Source organism: Rudaea sp. (genome assembly GCF_047601565.1).
In the GTDB taxonomy this organism is placed as follows: domain Bacteria; phylum Pseudomonadota; class Gammaproteobacteria; order Xanthomonadales; family Rhodanobacteraceae; genus Rudaea.
Genome location: NZ_JASGIY010000001.1, coordinates 2,355,363 through 2,372,485, shown reverse-complemented (window position 1 = coordinate 2,372,485; position 17,123 = coordinate 2,355,363). Strand labels below are relative to the sequence as shown.

Sequence of the window (17,123 nt, the reverse complement as noted above, 5' to 3'; positions counted from 1 at the left end):
CTCGCATTTGATCCCACAATCTGCCCTGCCATTTCACTTGTTTCTCGAACTCCATAGCGGAAACCATGTCGGCGAATCCTTCACGGCAGCCTTTCTGTTCGAACACCACAAGAATTGAGTATGGTGTATATACGTCTCGTATTAGCCACGTGTAATCGTATGGATCATTGTTATCGGTCCTTTGAGCATTGCTAATCTCTGCTTGCTCTTGATAAATACACCATGCACGCTGATGTATTTCACATATGCGTGGTAGTGAGGCAGGGGGTTCTGCCTTTTGCTTGGGCGCTGAAGTTGTTTCTGCATTCAGCAGGGCCGGGAGAAACGTAAGCCCTACCATCCATAAAAGTTTTTTGAAGAACATGTCAACAACCCTCTTTATAGGGCTTCGTGCCGTTCGCGCATCGATTCGTATTGGTCGGCGCTTGAAGTATTTCGCGCAAGGTCTGCTGGTTCGCAGGCCCACCATTTTGCTGGAACATGATTCCAGATGCGCCAGGCGCATCTTGTTGAAGCCTCTGGCCGTTCACATCAATTCCACCCTCATATCCATTGTGCGGACCATATTGGTCTCCTGCTCCACCAGCATGCCCTCCAAGCTCATGCGCGATTGCATTTACCGTGGTTGCATTCGGGCCGGACTCGCCGATGGTAATGCGATCACCACCGATGCTATTGGTCTCTGCACGCCCGCTCACGGTAACGCCTTGAGTGTTCGGGACCACGTAGATGACATTGGTTTTGCCTGCCGGATCCGGTCCTTTGCCCATCACAGCTTGAGCTTTAACGGTGACATCCTTTCCATTTAGATTTATTGTCCCAGAAAAATTTCGTGCTATTTCCGCATTGATTTGCTCCGGCGTGATATTCATATGCGCCCCAGGCGCTATGGCGATGATATAGGGCACTGTATAAGTGACTTGATCCGAGGCCGTCCAGAACAGCTGACCCGCTCGCCCATCCGGATCGCCATACTTGTACGGATTGTTATTGGCATATGCGTAGAGATTGATCTGATCCTCATACCCCACCGGATCGGTCTGCAGGAACCGTCCCAGTGTCGGCGCATAGATGCGTGCCTTGTAGTAGTACATCCCGATCTCGGGAATGCGTATCTGCCCCGTGTAGGCGAACCGCCCTTGATTCCCCGCTCCCGGCACGCCGTAGGGGTCATAGGTGTCGATATAGAGCGAAGCGCCATTGGCGTCGGTCACCGAGACGATCGAGCCTTGCGGGTTGGCGCGCAAGATGCGCCGCGTCGCCAGCGCCGTGCCTTCGTACCAGATCAAGGGCTCGTCCACCTTGGGGCCATGCACGTAGCGCCGTTGCATCACGTTCGCGCCGTTGTACTCCGCCACCAGCGCGTCGCCGTCGTAGAGGAACTGGGTGACGGTCGATCCGCTCGTGGTCTGGAACAGACGGCCCAGCGGATCGTACACCAAGGTCGCCGTCGATGCGCCCGTCGCGCGCAGCAGCCGGTTCTCGCGGTCGTAGGCGTAGCTCGTGCTGCCGTCCGAGGTCAGGTTGCCGTTGGCGTCGTAGGTCAGGCTCGCCGTGGCGACTGCGCTGTACTGGTTGAGCCCGTTGGTCGTGTAGGCGCGATTGGCGTTGGCGAACCCCGTCCACGCATAGGCATTCGCGCTCAGCGTCTGCGACTTGACCTCGCTGGCCGCATCGTAGCCGCCCAGGCTCCAGTTCACGTCCTGCGCCGTGCCCGACAGGTCGTGCGCGAGCGAGCTGAGCCGGCCGATCGCATCGTAGCCGTAGCTGGTCGCCACTGCGCCGGTGATTCCCGAGCGCAGGCCCTGGGGGTTGTAGGTCAGCGTCGCGATCGTCGTGCTGCCGCTCTCCTGGATCGCCGTCATCCGGTTCATCGCGTCGTAGGTGAAGGCGTGGTAGTTCGCGTCCGGGAACGTCAGCCGCGTGCGGTTGCCCGCCGCGTCGTACTGGTAGCCCAGCGTGCGGCTGGTGCCGCCCATGCTGTTGGTGCTGCCGGTCGGCCGGTCGAACCCGTCCCAGGCCGTGGCGATGCCCTGGCCGCTCAGCGATCCGTACCGCGCATCGGTCTGCCGGCCGCGCAGGTCGTAGCCGTAGCACACGTCGTTGCTGTCGCTCGCCAGGCTGTAGCAGTTGGCCGAGGTTCCCGCGTTGGGGCCGCCCACCGGATCGGGCACGCGCTTCTGGATCACCCGGTTGAGCGCGTCGTAGGCGAACGTCAGCGTGCTCGCGTCGCGGCGGCGCCAGCTCGTGCGGTTGCCGTTCGCGTCGTAGCCGTACTGTTCGTAGTCGTTCGCGTTGAGCGAGCCCGCCGTCGCCAGCGCATTGGCCGGCGTGCTCGGGTTGTAGGCCGTGGGCCGCGTCGGGGACGGGAAGGTCCATTTCAGGAGCCGGTCGTCGCCGTCGTATTCGAACTGGGCGCGGTTGCCGTTGGCGTCGATCACGTACTGGGTCTTGCCGTTGTTCGTGTAGCTGTAGGTCGCGTAGGCCTGTTCCAGGCTCGTGCCCACCGCGCGGCGGATTTGCAGGCGCTGGCTGGCGTTGTCGTAGATGTTCTTCGTGATCCGGTCGGCGCCGTCGCTGCCCGACGTGCCGGGCGTGCACGCATCCGCGGGCAGCGCGCCGAACACCGCGGCATTCATGCGCTGCGTCGAGCAGACCGGGCGGTTGCGGTTGTCCCAGGATCGATCGAGCACGCTGTACGTCGTGCTGCCCGACGACACCGCGTCGCGGCTCGGATTGCGCCGCGCGTCGTAGCCGGTTGCCGCCTGCTGCAGCACCGTCAGCGTCGTGCTCGTCGCATTGGGTATGGTGCCGTGTTCGGCCAGCGTCACCTTGTCGTCGGACGCCCGATAGGTATAGCGCGTCGCCAGGCGCAGACCGCCGGCCATCGCGACCGGGCCGATTTCCCAGGTCTTCCGTCCCACCACGTCGTAGCGATAATAGGTTGCATCGTCCGTGCCCGCGAGCGGGCCGTCGACCGACAGCAGGCGGCCGGCATTGTCGTAGCCGTAGGCGGTGGTCAGGACGGTCGCGCCGTCGTAGCGGCGCTGCGCGCTCGGCAGGAACGTGTTGTTCCAGTAATCCGTCTCGGTGCGGATGCTCTGGCTCGCGGCCGAGCCGCATGCGCTCGTGCTGGCCACCACCCAGGTCGCGATGGCGCGATAGGGGGCCGCGGGGGTGTAGGCGACGCAGGTCTTGCGCCGCACGCCCGACGCATCGGCCGGATCGGTGCGCTCGGTGAGCAGCCCGTTCGCATTGTAGACATAGTCGGTCTGTCGAGTGAGGGCGTCCTTCGTCCAGACCGGCCGATAGCAGAGCACGCCCGTGCAGGTCGTTGGGTTCACATAGGCCGTCTCGACCAGATTCGGCAGGCCGGAGCCCGGCTTGGCATAGGTCGTGCGCTGGGAGACATTGCCCCAGTCGTCATAAACCACCCCGACCTTGTTCCCCTCCGGATAGGTCACCTGCGTCAGCCGGCTGCTCGAATCGGACGCATAATTGGTTTGCCGACCGATCGAATCCGTCGAGCGCGTGATCACGTTTTTCTGGTCCACTGCGGTAACGTCGTAAGCGACGTTGTACCCGTTGGGCCCGGTCACCGTGACTTTGCTGTAACGGTGGGTGTTGTAGATCACGTCGTTGCTGAGATTGGTGTACGCGTAGGTCCAGGTCACGCCGTCGCGCACGATGCTGCCGACAACGGTCGCACCGGAAAGCGGCGTGATCTGCCTTGCGTCGGCGCTTTCCCCCGGCAGGCGCTCGGTGGCTGTCGTCGTCTCGACATCCGTGCCCAGGCTGTTGGAGCAGTTGCCGCTGCATTGAAAGACGCGACCGGCCAGATCGGTGATCGTGTTGCCCGAATAGGTGAACTGCGCCAGCGTCGTGGCGGGGTCCGCCGTCCGGTAGATTTTCACGACGCTGGGCGTGCCCCAACCGATATCGCTCAGATCGTCGCTCTGATACGTGATCGACAGGGCGTAACCGAGATTGGTGCTGACCGTGATCGGCCGACGCCAAGTCCGGTTGAGCGTATCTCCGGGAAGCGTCGCACTTGCATAGGTATAGGTAACGACCTCGCCGTCGGCATACGCGGCGTTCGATGCGTATTTCTGCATCACCGGATTGGTGGCGGTCCTGGCCACGTAGAGAATGTTGTAGGTAAAGACCGTACCGGTACCCGCCTGCCGATAGCTCTGGCCGTTGATGGTGATGGTCGATCCCGTTCCGGTCACGCTGGAACACGCGCTCAGGCATCGGAAGGACTCGGACGCAAGACCGCCGTCATGCAGCGAAAAGCTCACATCCTCGATATCGGTGCCGTATTTGCCGACGACATAGGGCGCCATGTCCTGAACCCGCTGGAATGTCAGGCGCGGTGCGGCTGGAATCGACAGGACCGGCAGGTTCGCCCGGGCCCGGCCATCGAGGAGATTGAAGCCGTTGGGATCGGGTTCCATCTTCAGCGGGCTGACCACGGCCGGCGGCACCTGCGTCTGCGCCCTTGCCGTGCCGGGCGCAAACCAGCCCGGCATCAGCATGAGCATCATGGCGCCGATCCGCGCGAACAGGCCGGGAAGTGCGCCGGAGCGAGCGGTACCCACCGATGCGCCCGGGCGCACGGCGAGGAGGGCGCCGCCCACGGGTTGCGTGTTCCGGTTCATTTCGCCCCCGAGCCGTCCGCGACCATACATGACTGGCGGCTTGCATCGTCGAGTCCCGTGCACGTGGTCTTCGCCGCGCCGCGAGTATCCGGAAGCGCCGCGTGAGAGCCGCCGCCGGAATCCCGCGTCGCGGCGGATGGTTGATCCGCAGGAGCAAGCGCCGAGCCGGCTGGACAGGTCGCGAGCGCGCCGCCGGCGTCCGATCGATAAACGGTCCGGTTGCCGGCCGGATCGAAACAAGTCGAATGCGCCTGTCCGTTGTTCACCGTGCCGGTATATTGAACCGATTTCAGGCGGCCCAACTCATCGTATTTGTATGTCTGAGTTTCGCCTGCCCATGCATTTGCCATCAGTGCAAGCATGGACGTCGACAACACCACTGCGGTTCGCAAGCACTTCATGTGTCCACCTCCTGTCCCACCCGCGCAGGAGCATCTTCGCCGCTGGCCAGCGGCGTGATCTCTCGCAGGAGTGGACTGGTGAGAACGTTCCGGCGCGCCAACCCGGAAAGAGGGTTGCGGAGGCGGGAAACGATCGTTTGCGGGTCGGATGACTTCTTCGGCGCGAAGGGATCGTTCGCGCCACAAGAATCGAGGCCATTGCCCCTGGACAGGGGAGGCCTGATTGCAAGACGGGCTCTCGCTGCCCTTGCGTGTTCGATTCCCATACACGCCCAATCCTTGCATTGGTTCGCACGATGGACGAACAGACGCTTCCAAAACACCCCTGTGCCGCCGGTGATACGCCGCGCGGATTCGCTTGTCAAGCAGCAGCGCAATACGACGTCGTGACGGAAGATCGTCTTCCGGTCGCGCTGTGCACCTGGCTGACCCTGTTCATCACCGCCAACGGCGCGTGGCTGTGGTGGGACCGGCGGCGCGAATGCCGGCAGCCGCGCCTCGCGGAGCGGCCGGCATGACCGGCACGCGTGCGCTGTGGCTCGTCGCCGCCGGCACCGTCGGCCCGCTTATCGCGCAGGAGGGCGGATCGTGGTGGCTGCTCGCGCTCGGCGCGGCGTCGTTCGACATCATGTGGCTCTGCGTCTGCGCGCAGACGCTCGCCGCGCCGCGGAAAGCCATTTGACCTTGGAAGTATAGACGTCTAGACTTCCATTCGCTGAAGGTGCGGGCGGTCACGCGCCGGCTGAAAAGGGAATCCGGTTCGAATCCGGAGCTGCCCCGCAGCGGTAGGTGGAAACGAAATCGCCAGATGCACTGGATCGATCGGTCCGGGAAGCGGTGAAAGTAGATGGGACCGATCCTCGGTCCCGCGTCCACGAGCCCGAAGACCTGCCTCGGCCGGAAGGTTGATTCCTTCCGCTCCGACTCGGAACTTTCGCGGGAAAGTACGGGCGAATGAGCGCACGCCTTTCCGCGGTCCTGCGCGCATCGTCCCGATTTCCCGTTGACGTTCCGGTTCGCCCGCGGGGGCGAGGGTCGACGCTGCGCACCATCTTCCGCAGGCATCGTCCCCGCGGCGGCGGCCCTGCGACGGCGCCTGCTTTCGTTCCTCATCGTTTGAACCACGTGAGGAATCATCCATGTCACTTGTCACCAATCTCGGTTTTCCGCGCATCGGCCGCAAGCGCGAACTGAAGACCGCTGTCGAAAACCACTGGAAAGGCGCGATCGATGCGGACGCGCTGCAGACGACCGCGCGCGAACTGCGCCAGCGCCACTGGCAACTGCAACGCGAGGCCGGCGCCGACGTCGTTCCGGTCAACGACTTCACCCTGTACGACCACGTGCTCGATACGGCGTGGCTGTTCGGCGCGGTGCCGCGCGAATATCTCGAACTCGCGCAGAACGATCCGCTCGCCGGCTATTTCGCCACGGCGCGCGGCTACAAGGCCGGCGGCCTCGAGTTGCGCGCGCTCGAAATGACCAAGTGGTTCGACACGAACTACCACTATCTCGTGCCGGAACTGAGCCGCGACCAAGCCTTCGCCCTGCGCGGCGACAAGCCCCTCAAGGAATTCCTCGAAGCGCGCGCGCTCGGCCACGACGCGCGCCCGGTGCTGCTCGGCCCGGTCTCGTTCCTGCTGCTGTCGAAGACCGTCGACGGCAGCGACCGCCTCGCCCTGCTCGACCAACTCGTCCCGGTCTACGCCGAACTGCTCGGCAAGCTCGCCGACGCGGGTGCGCAGTGGGTGCAGATCGACGAGCCGTTCCTCGCGCTCGATCTCTGCGACGCCGCGCAGCACGCCTACCGCTACGCCTACGCCGCGCTCGCCGAGGCGCGCACGCCGAAGCTGCTGCTGGCGACGTATTTCTCCGGCCTCGACGAGAACCTGCCGCTGGCGACGTCGCTGCCCACGCACGGCCTGCACGTCGATCTCGTGCGCGCGCCGCAGTTGCTCGATGCCGTGCTCGATCATCTGCCGGACGACCGCGTGCTTTCGCTCGGCGTCGTCGACGGGCGCAACATCTGGCGCACCGACCTGCATGCCGCATCCGCCCTGATCAAGCGCGCGCGCGCCGCGGTCAGCGCGCACCGCCTGCAGATCGCGCCGTCGTGCTCGCTGCTGCACGTGCCGATCGACGCGAGCGCGGAGACCGCGCTCGACATCCATCCATGGCTCGCCTTCGCGCGCGAGAAAATCGCCGAGCTGCGCACGCTCGCCGACGCGGCGGAAGGCGACGCCGCCGCGCTCGCCGCGGTGGCCGCCTCGCGCGAGCTGCAGAAGGGACGGCGCGCATCGAAACTCACCATCAATCCCGCCGTGCGCGAACGCCTGAAACAGGCCACGGCGCAACTGGAACGGCGCGGTTCGGACTACGAGGCGCGCAAGCTCAAGCAGGCGAAGACGCTCGGCCTGCCGACCTATCCGACGACGACGATCGGCTCGTTCCCGCAGACCGCCGAAGTGCGCCACGCGCGCGCCTCGCACCGCGCGGGCAAGCTCAGCGACGCCGATTATCGAAGCTTCCTCGAAAACGAAACGCGCCATGCCGTCAAGGTGCAGGAAGAACTCGACATCGACGTGCTCGTGCACGGCGAGTTCGAACGCAACGACATGGTCGAATACTTCGGCGAGCAGCTAGCCGGCTTCGCCTTCACCAGGCAGGGCTGGGTGCAGAGCTACGGCTCGCGCTGCGTCAAGCCGCCGATCGTCTACGGCGACGTCTCGCGCCCGCGGCCGATGACGGTCGCCTGGTCGCGCTACGCGCAATCGCTGACCCGGCGGCCGATGAAGGGCATGCTGACCGGGCCGGTGACGATCCTGCAATGGTCGTTCGTGCGCGACGACCAGCCGCGCGCGGACACCTGCAGGCAGATCGCGCTGGCGTTGCGCGACGAAGTGACCGACCTCGAGGCGACGGGCATCCGCGTGATCCAGATCGACGAACCCGCGCTGCGCGAAGGCCTGCCGCTGCGCCGCCGCGATTGGGACGCCTACCTCGCCTGGGCGGTCGCCTGCTTCCGCATCGCCGCGGGCGGCGTGCGCGACGAGACGCAGATCCACACGCACATGTGCTACGCCGAGTTCAACGACATCATCGACGCGGTCGCGGCGCTGGACGCCGACGTGATCTCGATCGAAACCTCGCGCTCGCGCATGGAGCTGCTCGATGCGTTCACGAAGTTCCGCTATCCGAGCGGCATCGGTCCGGGCGTGTATGACATCCACTCGCCGCGCGTGCCCGAGTTCGACGACATGCTCGGCCTGCTGCGCAAGGCGCAGGCGCGGCTCAAGCCCGAACAGCTCTGGGTCAATCCGGACTGCGGATTGAAGACGCGCGGCTGGCCCGAAGTGAAGGCGGCGCTGGGCGCGATGGTCGGCGCGGCGAAGGCGTTGCGTCGGGAGGCCTGATCCGCGCACGCAGGGCCGAAGCCGCCGCCTGCCGGGCGAGGGGACGCCTCAGGCCGGCGCACCCATGTCCGCTTCGGCCGAAGGCCCGGCCTCGATCGCGGCCTCGCTGGCCGCCCAGCCTTCGCAGAGGGCGACGGCGGCGCCGATCGAGACGACGACGGCTTCCACGTCCGGCAGTTTCTCGTCCTCGTCCGCCGGCTGCGCGTCCTCGCCCGCGCCCTGCCAGAAACCGACGACGATCTTCTGTTCGGGCGCGATCGACTTGATCCGGCGGCAGAGCAAATCCGCGTCGGCGAGCAGGGTCGGCGGCATCGCCGAAACGACGACGAGGTCGGCGGCTTCCTCGCGCAGCCGGTCCAGCGCGACGTTCGCCTCGCCGCGGCTGGCGGCGAGGCGAACGTCGAAGTGTTCCAGCCGCAGCACGCGGGCCAGCATCAGCGCGGCGATCAGGTCGCGCCCGGCGCGCGCGGGCAGCACGAGCACGCGGTACGCGCGCGGCGACGGCGCGGCCGCGCCGTCGTAATCGTCGTCGGCATCGATCTCCTCGACCAGCGCGCGCAGCGAGCGCGCTAGCGCGCCGCGCTGCTCGGCATCCAGACGCTGCTCGGCGCGGTCGCGTTCGAATGCGCGCACGACCGGCAGCAGCACGCCGTCGTAGAACTCGACCAGCGAGTGCGCGGCGACGAAATCCTCCGCCATCTCGCGTCCGCGCGCGAACGAGCGCGGGCGCAGCAGGCGCCGGTACATCCGCTCGGACGCGGACAACGGCTCCTCCTCGCCGAGCATCACGTTGAGGAAAGACAGGCTCGGCACGTGCCGCCCCATGACGACGAGGCAGACGGTCAGCGGGGTCGACAGCAGCAAGCCGATCGGCCCCCAGATCGTCGTCCAGAACACCGCGGCGACGACGAGCGCGAACGACGACACGCCCGTGCTCGCGCCGTACAGCCACGGCTCGAGCACGTTGCCGGTGACGAGTTCGAGCGCGAGGAACAGGCCGAGCGTCAGCAGCGGCCCCATCCACGACGGCGACACGGCGAGCGAGAGCAGCAGCGGCGGAATCACCGCGATCCACGGGCCGACGTAGGGAATGAAGCGCAGCACCGCCGCGAGCCCTCCCCACAGCAGCGCGTTCGGCACGCCGATGAAGTGCAGGCCCGCCGCGAGCGCGATGCCGTAGATCAGGTTGGTCAGCAGCTGCATGCCGAGATAGCGGCGGATGCGCGAGGTGCCGTCGTCGATCGCGCGCGCGGTCGCGCCGATGCGGCCGTGGCCGACGAGGCGGATGAAGCGCTCCTGCAGGTCGTCGGCCTTGATCGCCATGAACACGACGAGCAGGATGACGAGGAAGGTGGTGCCGAGCGGTCCCATCAGCGGTTCGACGTAGGCCTGCAAGGCTTCGATCGGCGTGCTCTTGCCGGTCTGCACGACGCGCACGTCGAGCGGCGCCTTCTCCCCCGAACCATCGCCGCCCTTGGCCGGCGCGGCCTGCTCGGCGGTCTTCTGCAAGTCCTCGGAAAGATGGGTCAGCTTCGCGAATACGCCGTTGCCGGCCGGCGCGACGTCGCGGATCTTGGCCGCGAGGTTGCCGCGGTAGGCCGGCAACTGGTCGGCCAGCTCGTGCAGCTGCCGCGACAGCACGAACCCGAGTTCGACCAACGCGGCAAGCACGACGATGAGGACGAGGACCGCGGCGGCCGCGCGTCCGATCCAGCGCGCCAGCCAGTTGATCAGCGGCTCGAGCATGAACGCGAACAGGGCCGAGAGCGCGAGCGGCACGAACACGTCGCGGCCGAAATACAGCGTGGCGAAGACCGACACCGCGAGCGCGAGGGCCCACAGTCCCGTCAACGCCTCGGCCACTTCGCGCGAATTCTCCGCAAAGGCGCCGAAGCGCTCGCGCCGGGTTTCTTCCCGATTCTCGGGGGTTGGCGTTGCCATGGCGTGTCTCCCGTACTGCCGCGATCAATCCTCTTGCACCGGCCCGGCGGGGTCCGCGCTGCGGGGCGAAGACGCGGGCCGCTCCGCGCCGGCGGCGTAACGGTCGTAGAGCTTGAACGCCGCCGACGCGAGCATCGCGGCGCCGGCGGTGCGCCACCACAGGCGCGCCGTCGAAAGGATCATGCGCCGCCGCGTGGAGACGATCCAGACGGCGACCGCGCCGCACAACCCCGCCACGGCGACCGCCGTCCACGGCTGACGGCGCACCGCGTCTTCGAGCGCGGGCCGTGCGGTTTCCAGCGACGCGCGCAGGCGGCCGAAGCCCTGCTCGCCGGCCGCTTCGCTCAGGCTCGAGCACAGCGCGTCCCAGAGCGTGCCCGCGCCGCGCCCGTGCGCGCCGGCGAATCCCTCGCGCCGCCACACGGGCGACGACGCCCTGGGCGCGAATGCCGCCGCGAGCGCTGCGCGGCTCGCTTCGAGCGAACGCACGGCGTCGTCGACCTGCGCGCTCACGGGGCCGCCTCGTCCGTCTTGGCACCGCCGCGCGCCGCGCGCAGCAGATCGATATCGCGCTGCAGTTGCTGCATCAGCGCCTCCGACATCGGCGGCGGTCTGCGCGTCAGCGCGAATGCGACGCAGGCGAGCGCGACGAGCAGGCAGACGAGCGGCACGACCCATGCCCGCCAGCTCGCCACGTCGATCCCGTTCGACCAGAGCGCGAGCACGACGGCGGCGCTGACCAGGCCGATCAGGACGAACAGCGCCGCCGCCGCGAACGCCGCGACGCGCCAGACCCAGCAGCGCAGCGACACGGCGCATTCGGCGCGGATCAGTTCCGCGTAGCCGAGCGCGTGCTCGCCGAGGAGATCGAGATGGCGGGCCAGCGTCAAAAGGAATCGGAGCATGGCGCGTCAGCCTCCCTGCCGATATCGGAACGAACGCACCGCGTCGATCCGTTGCGCAGACGCGATGCGCATCAGCGCCGCGCCGCGCCGAGCAGCAGCGCGGCGAACGCGCCGGCGGCCGCCGCGACGAGAACCGCCTGCACGGGCCGTTCGACGATGCGCTGGCGCGTCGCCGCGAAAATTTCCGCCGCCTGCTCGCGCAGGCGTTCGCCCGGGTCGTCCGGCGCAGCTTCGCTCTTCCTGCGGCTCGCGCGCTGCGGGCGGCGCGTCTTCGACGCACCGCGCCGGGACGCGGGACGCGACGCGGAAACGCGCTCCGCGTTGTCCGGCTCCGGGGCGCGATCTTCGCTGCGATCGTCTGTGGTATCTGAGGACATGGGCGACACTCCTGCGAATGGCGGGCGACAGGGCCCGGACAATCCTGCGCAACGGGGCGCACTGCGCATGCGGGCGCGGCAATGCTTTCCATTGCGCAGTGGCGGCATCCGAACGCCTGCCGCCACTGCGCCGATGATGGCAAAAAGCGGCGCGCAATGTAATAGCGGGGCGGCAGCAGCCGTTCAGGCAGCGGCTGCCGGCGCGAGCGCCGCTGCGTTTGCCCGGCCTTCAGAACACCATGTTGAGCGCGAGCGCCGGTGTCGTCGTCGCCGCGGCCGCTCGCGTGCGCGGGATCCTGCGCACGCCGAAGAGCATGCCGACGCGCGCGTTCCAGTTGTATTCGACCGCCGGCGCGAGCGCGAACGAGACGCGCGGCCCGCTGTCGACGCGCACGTCGTCCGCGGCCGCAGCGGGCGCCGAGTGGCCGACGATGCGCATGTTTTGCGCGTGCCGGTAGAGCAGATCCATCGCCAGCACCCAGTTGCGCGTCAGACTGTATTCGAAGGCGAGATCGGCGGTCTGCACGTCGCCCGGCTTCGCCCTGCCGCGGAAACCCTGCGCGGTGCCGTACACGCTGACGTCCTCGATCCCGACGCCGCGCGAGAACGCATCGGCAATATCCAGGCGCGTGCGCAGGATGCGCCCGTTCGGCATCCAGAAATACGTCTGCATGTACCAGCCGAGCGTGGTCGTGCGCGCGCCGCCGCCGAGGCCGTCGCTGCTGCGGCCGCCGAGGCGGTCGAACTTGCCGGCCGGCAGCGTCTGTTGCACGTTGACCGACATGGTCGGCAAACCGCTGTCCGCGTCGAACTGGGTCACGCGCCACTGCGCCTGCACGCTGACGTCGCCGACGCCGACGTGCGAACTGTCAAGGCCGCCGCTCACGCGGTTGTAGCCGAACGTCGGGATCAGGCCGACGGTCAGGCGGTCGGTGAGACCGTAGTTGATGTAGGTCAGCGAACCGAAGCCGTCGGCGTGCGGCGAGATCGCATCGTAGAGGTAAGGCTCGACGAGAAAATGCCCCTGCGGCAGCGTGCCCGCGGACGCGGCCAGCATCGGCCCGGTCCACCAGGCCTCGTCGAGCGACTGGCGCACAAGCGGCGTTTCTTCCGCCGCCGCATCCGCAAAGGCGCCGGCGAGCAATGCCAAGAATCCCACGATACGGACGAACGTCGACGCAAACGTCATGGCCGATTTCTTCACGCGAAGGGGTACCTATGCTGGACGCGGCCGTATCGAGGCGACAGGGTCATTGCGCGGCGATCCGCTGGGGCCAATTGCGCCGACGCCTCATGCGGGTGCATGGCCGCAAGCGCAGCCGCTAAACTGCCGCGCATGACCTCCGCTTCCCGACACGCCGAACTGCGCGACTTCGTCGCCGCGCATTTTCCGCAGCGCGACTTCGCCCTCGCTCCGGCCTCGGCCGACGCGAGTTTCCGCAGCTACTGGCGCGTCGACGCCGGCGGCGAAACGCGCATCGTCATGGACGCGCCGCCCGACAAGGAGAACGTCGCGCCGTGGCTCGACATCGGCGCGCGGCTGCATGCAGCGGGCCTGCATACGCCGGAAGTATTCGCGACCGATCACGCGCGCGGCTTCATCCTGATGGAGGACCTCGGCGACCGCACCTACCTGCCCGAGCTGAGCGCCGCCAGCGCGGACGCGCTCTACGGCGACGCGCTCGATGCGCTGCTGACGATGCAGACGCGCGTGTCGCCGGCCGGCCTGCCGCCGTTCGACGAAGCGCTGCTTCGGTCCGGCATGGAGATCATGCCGGCATGGCTGTTCGATCGCCATCTCGGCTTCGTGCCCGACGATGAGGACGTCGCCACGATCGAAACCGCGTTCACCCTGCTCGTCGCCAATGCGCAAGCACAGCCGCAGGTGTTCGTGCATCGCGACTTCCATAGCCGCAACCTGATGTTGATCCGGGAATTGGGAATCGAGAATCGGGAATCGGAAAGGGCGACTGCGCCGCCAAGTTTTTCCAATCCCGGAATCATTGATTTTCAGGGCGCATTGCACGGCCCGATCGCCTACGACCTCGCATCCTTGCTGCGCGATTGCTACATCGCGTGGCCGCGCGAGCGCGTCGAGGCGTGGATGCGCGGTTACCATCATCGCCTGCGCGCGGCAGGCGTCGTCGACGTCGACGCGGCCACGTTCCGGCGCTGGTTCGACCTGGTCGGGCTGCAACGGCATACGCGCCTGCTCGGCCAGTTCTGCCGGCTCCACTATCGCGACGGCAAGCCGGGCTATCTCAACGACCTGCCGCTGACTCTGCGCTATGTGCTGGACATCGCACGCGGCTATCCTGAACTCGCCGCATTCGCCGACCTGATCGAACGCGCCGTCGGCGACCGCGACATCGCGCGCGCGCGTCCGCAGGAGCGGGCGGCGTGATCGAACGTGCCCTGGTTTTCGCCGCCGGCCGCGGCGAGCGCATGCGCCCGCTGACCGACGCGACGCCGAAGCCGCTGCTCGAAGCCGGCGGCAAGCGGCTGATCGAATACCACCTCGAAAAACTTTCGCGCGCGGGAATCCGCGAAGTGGTGATCAACACCTCGCATCTCGCCGAACAATTTCCCGCCGCGCTCGGCGACGGCACACGCTGGAACCTGCGCATCCGCTACTCCTGCGAGGGCCCGGTGCCGCTCGAAACCGGCGGCGGCATGCGTCGCGCGCTGCCCTGGTTCGGCGACGAACCGTTCCTCGCGGTCAGCGCGGACATCTGGTGCGACTACGACTACGCCCAGCTCGCCGCGCGCGGCCTGCCCGACCGCGACGCCTGGGCGCATCTCGTCATGGTGCCGAATCCGGACTTCCATCCGCGCGGCGATTTCCATCTCGACGGCACGCGCCTCGCCGAAGACGGCCCCGGCGAGCGCCTGACCTTCGCCAACATCGGCGTCTACCGCGCCGCGCTGCTCGCAGACCAGCCCGACGGCGCGTTCAAACTGCTACCGATGTATCAGCGCGCGATGCGCGCGGGCAGGCTCACGGGCGAGCGCTACGACGGAACGTGGCGGAACATCGGCACGCCACGGCAACTCATGCAGTTGGACGCGGCGCTTGCGCGTTAGCGCAGCGGATCTCTTTCTACGCCGCGGTGGCGACGTCGATGCTTCGCATCGCCACGTCGACCATGAAGTCGATTTCCTCCGGCGTGACGATGTAAGGCGGCATGAAATAGATCACGTCGCCGAGCGGCCGCAGCAACACGCCTTGCGCGAGCGCGTGCCGGTACGCGCGCAGGCCGCGGCGTTCTGCGCTCGCGAACGGTGTGCGCGCAGTCTTGTCGCGCACGAGTTCCATCGCGGCGATCATGCCGGTCTGGCGCACCTCGGCCACGTGCGCATGCGCGGCCAGCGGCACGAGCCGCTCGCGCAGGCGCTCCGCAAGCATGCGGTTGCGCTCGATCACGGGCTCATCGCGGAAAATCGCAAGCGTCTCGAGCGCCGCGCGGCAGGCGAGCGCGTTGCCCGTATAGCTGTGCGAATGCAGGAACGCCTTGCCCGCGGCGTACTCGGCGTAGAACGCGTCGTAGACTCGTGACGTCGTCAGCACTGCGGAAAACGGCAGGAAGCCGCCGGTGATGCCTTTCGACAGGCAGAGGAAGTCGGGCGAGATGCCGGCCTGCTCGCAGGCGAACAAAGTGCCGGTGCGGCCGAAGCCGACGGCGATTTCGTCGGCGATCAGATGCACTTCGAATTCGTCGCAGAGGTTGCGCAGGCCGGCGAGGTACGCGGGATGGTACATGCGCATGCCGCCGGCGCACTGCACGAGCGGTTCGACGATCACCGCGCCGACCTCGTGCGCATGGCGTTCGAGTGCGGCGCGCATGTCGGCGAGCTTGCGCAGCGAATGCGCTTCCCGATCCTCGCCCGCTTCGCGCTCGTAGCAGTCGGGGGAGGCGACGAAGATCGGCTCGCTCAGCAAAGGCGCATAGGTCGTGCGGTAGAGCGGCACGTCGGTGACGCCGAGCGCGCCGAGCGTCTCGCCGTGGTAGCCGCCGGTCAATGCGACGAATTTTACTTTGTCGCTTTTTCCACAATTTCGCCAGTAGTGGAAACTCATCTTCAGCGCGATCTCGATCGCGCTCGAGCCGTTGTCGCCGTAGAACACGCGTGCGAGCCGCCGATCTTCCTCGCCCTGCGGGGCCGGGCGGGGTGTCGGCGCGACGCGCAGCAATTCCTCGGCGAGGCGGATGCCGGGTTCGTGGCTGAAGCCTGCGAAGATGACGTGCTCGAGCCGGTCGAGCTGGTCCTTGATCGCCGCACCGATGCGCGGGTTGGCGTGGCCGAACAGATTGGTCCACCACGACGAAACCGCGTCGAGGTAGCGCTTGCCGTCGTGGTCGATCAGCCACGCGCCTTCGCCGCGCGCGATCGGCGTCAGCGGCACGCGCGCGCCGTCCAGGTCGGCATGGTCGCGCATCTGCGTGCACGGATGCCAGAGCACGGCCAGGTCGCGCGCGGCCCAATGCCGGGAATCGGGAACGGGAAATCGGGAATCGGGTGAAGAGGTCATTTTGCTATGATCGGCGGCCCTTTCCTCGCACACAAGACTCGCCGTCCATGCCGACCTCCGCCTTCCTCGATTCCGCGCTCGACGTCGCCAAGCGCGCCGCGCACGCCGCCGCCGAAGTGATCGCGCGCCATTGGCGCGCCGGCGCCGAAGTCGAGATCAAGGCCGACCAGACGCCGGTGACGATCGCCGACCGCGAAGCCGAGGCGGCGATCAAGCGCGTGTTGCGCGCAGCGTTTCCCGACCACGCTTATTTCGGCGAGGAGGAAGGCCGCGAGGGCGAAGGCGATTTCCTCTGGCTGATCGACCCGATCGACGGCACGCGCAGCTTCGTGCGCGGCTACCCGATGTTTTCCACGCAGATCGCGCTGATGCACCGCGGCGAACTCGTGCTCGGCGTGTCGTGCGCGTCGGAATTCGGCGAACTGGCCTGGGCACGCAAGGGCGGCGGCGCCTTCCTCAACGGCAAGCCGATCCGGATTGCGGCGACGAACACCTTCGATGCGCAGACCGCGATCTCGTTCGGCAACGTCAAGACGCTGTCGCGCGGCACGGGCTGGAACGCGCTCGCCGGCCTGATCCGGCGCTGCGGGCGCACGCGCGGCTACGGCGACTTCTACCATTACCACCTGCTCGCGCGCGGCAGTCTCGACCTCGTGATCGAGTCCGACGTCAACATCCTCGACATCGCCGCGCTCGCCGTCATCGTGCGCGAAGCGGGCGGCACGTTCACCGACCTCGCCGGACGCGAATTGACGCTGGCGACGACGAGCGTGCTGGCCGGCACGCCGGCGCTGCACGCGCAGGCGCGGACGCTCGGCCTCGCCTAGCCCGCATTTCTCACGCCCTGTGTCCTCGATCCCGGCACGTCGTGCCGGGATCGCGCGTGTCCCGCAC

14 protein-coding genes and 1 riboswitch are annotated in these 17,123 nt (G+C 67.2%); of the genes, 6 read left to right on the top strand and 8 right to left on the bottom strand.

The window, feature by feature from the left end:
• Positions 1 to 365: 365 nt before the first annotated feature.
• Together QM741_RS10290 and QM741_RS10285 are read right to left on the bottom strand one after the other, a co-directional pair.
• Positions 366 to 4,661 carry an RHS repeat domain-containing protein gene (locus QM741_RS10290; RefSeq protein WP_415207614.1) on the bottom strand — a complete coding sequence of 1,432 codons (4,296 nt, stop codon included), beginning with the start codon at positions 4,659 to 4,661 and terminating at the stop codon, positions 366 to 368.
• Entirely contained in the window at positions 4,658 to 5,062 is a 405-nt protein-coding gene (locus tag QM741_RS10285; protein WP_415207613.1) for a hypothetical protein, read from the bottom strand. The genes QM741_RS10290 and QM741_RS10285 overlap by 4 nt, the downstream gene beginning before the upstream one ends.
• Positions 5,063 to 5,358: 296 nt before the next feature.
• On the opposite strand from QM741_RS10285, the gene QM741_RS10280 reads away from it, so the two are divergent.
• The 3 genes from QM741_RS10280 (at position 5,359) to metE (ending at position 8,475) form a co-directional block, all read left to right on the top strand.
• Positions 5,359 to 5,580 (top strand): hypothetical protein, encoded by a 222-nt coding sequence (locus tag QM741_RS10280; RefSeq protein ID WP_415207612.1) that lies wholly within the window; start codon positions 5,359 to 5,361, stop codon positions 5,578 to 5,580.
• A complete protein-coding gene (locus tag QM741_RS10275; RefSeq protein ID WP_415207611.1) occupies positions 5,577 to 5,744 on the top strand; it encodes a hypothetical protein in 168 nt (55 codons plus the stop codon). The genes QM741_RS10280 and QM741_RS10275 overlap by 4 nt, the downstream gene beginning before the upstream one ends.
• A gap of 20 nt (positions 5,745 to 5,764) precedes the next feature.
• Positions 5,765 to 5,973: riboswitch (cobalamin riboswitch) on the top strand.
• 228 nt (positions 5,974 to 6,201) lie between these two features.
• Positions 6,202 to 8,475: a 5-methyltetrahydropteroyltriglutamate--homocysteine S-methyltransferase gene (gene metE, locus QM741_RS10270; protein WP_415207610.1), complete on the top strand. Its 2,274-nt coding sequence runs from the start codon at positions 6,202 to 6,204 to the stop codon at positions 8,473 to 8,475.
• Positions 8,476 to 8,523: 48 nt separating this feature from the next.
• Here the strand turns inward: metE and QM741_RS10265 are convergent, their stop codons facing one another.
• The 5 genes from QM741_RS10265 to QM741_RS10245 form a co-directional block, all read right to left on the bottom strand.
• Positions 8,524 to 10,416: an AI-2E family transporter gene (locus QM741_RS10265; RefSeq protein ID WP_415207609.1), complete on the bottom strand. Its 1,893-nt coding sequence runs from the start codon at positions 10,414 to 10,416 to the stop codon at positions 8,524 to 8,526.
• A gap of 24 nt (positions 10,417 to 10,440) precedes the next feature.
• Entirely contained in the window at positions 10,441 to 10,929 is a 489-nt protein-coding gene (locus tag QM741_RS10260; RefSeq protein ID WP_415207608.1) for a hypothetical protein, read from the bottom strand.
• Complete coding sequence (locus tag QM741_RS10255) at positions 10,926 to 11,321, bottom strand: phage holin family protein (RefSeq protein WP_415207607.1); 396 nt, start codon at positions 11,319 to 11,321, stop codon at positions 10,926 to 10,928. Before QM741_RS10255 ends, QM741_RS10260 begins: the two co-directional genes overlap by 4 nt.
• A 71-nt stretch (positions 11,322 to 11,392) precedes the next feature.
• Complete coding sequence (locus QM741_RS10250; protein WP_415207606.1) at positions 11,393 to 11,698, bottom strand: hypothetical protein; 306 nt, start codon at positions 11,696 to 11,698, stop codon at positions 11,393 to 11,395.
• A 229-nt stretch (positions 11,699 to 11,927) separates the two neighbouring features.
• On the bottom strand, positions 11,928 to 12,887 hold the full coding sequence (locus QM741_RS10245; protein ID WP_415207605.1) for a transporter: 960 nt from the start codon (positions 12,885 to 12,887) through the stop codon (positions 11,928 to 11,930).
• 147 nt (positions 12,888 to 13,034) lie between these two features.
• Between QM741_RS10245 and QM741_RS10240 the strand changes: the two genes are divergently transcribed.
• Positions 13,035 to 14,102, top strand: a complete 1,068-nt coding sequence (locus QM741_RS10240; RefSeq protein ID WP_415207604.1) for an aminoglycoside phosphotransferase family protein — start codon at positions 13,035 to 13,037, stop codon at positions 14,100 to 14,102.
• Complete coding sequence (gene murU / locus QM741_RS10235; protein WP_415209106.1) at positions 14,102 to 14,782, top strand: N-acetylmuramate alpha-1-phosphate uridylyltransferase MurU; 681 nt, start codon at positions 14,102 to 14,104, stop codon at positions 14,780 to 14,782. The genes QM741_RS10240 and murU overlap by 1 nt, the downstream gene beginning before the upstream one ends.
• Positions 14,783 to 14,798: 16 nt before the next feature.
• Here the strand turns inward: murU and bioA are convergent, their stop codons facing one another.
• Positions 14,799 to 16,229 carry an adenosylmethionine--8-amino-7-oxononanoate transaminase gene (gene bioA / locus QM741_RS10230; RefSeq protein WP_415207603.1) on the bottom strand — a complete coding sequence of 477 codons (1,431 nt, stop codon included), beginning with the start codon at positions 16,227 to 16,229 and terminating at the stop codon, positions 14,799 to 14,801.
• A gap of 47 nt (positions 16,230 to 16,276) precedes the next feature.
• On the opposite strand from bioA, the gene QM741_RS10225 reads away from it, so the two are divergent.
• Positions 16,277 to 17,056 (top strand): inositol monophosphatase family protein, encoded by a 780-nt coding sequence (locus tag QM741_RS10225; protein WP_415207602.1) that lies wholly within the window; start codon positions 16,277 to 16,279, stop codon positions 17,054 to 17,056.
• Positions 17,057 to 17,123 lie beyond the last annotated feature (67 nt).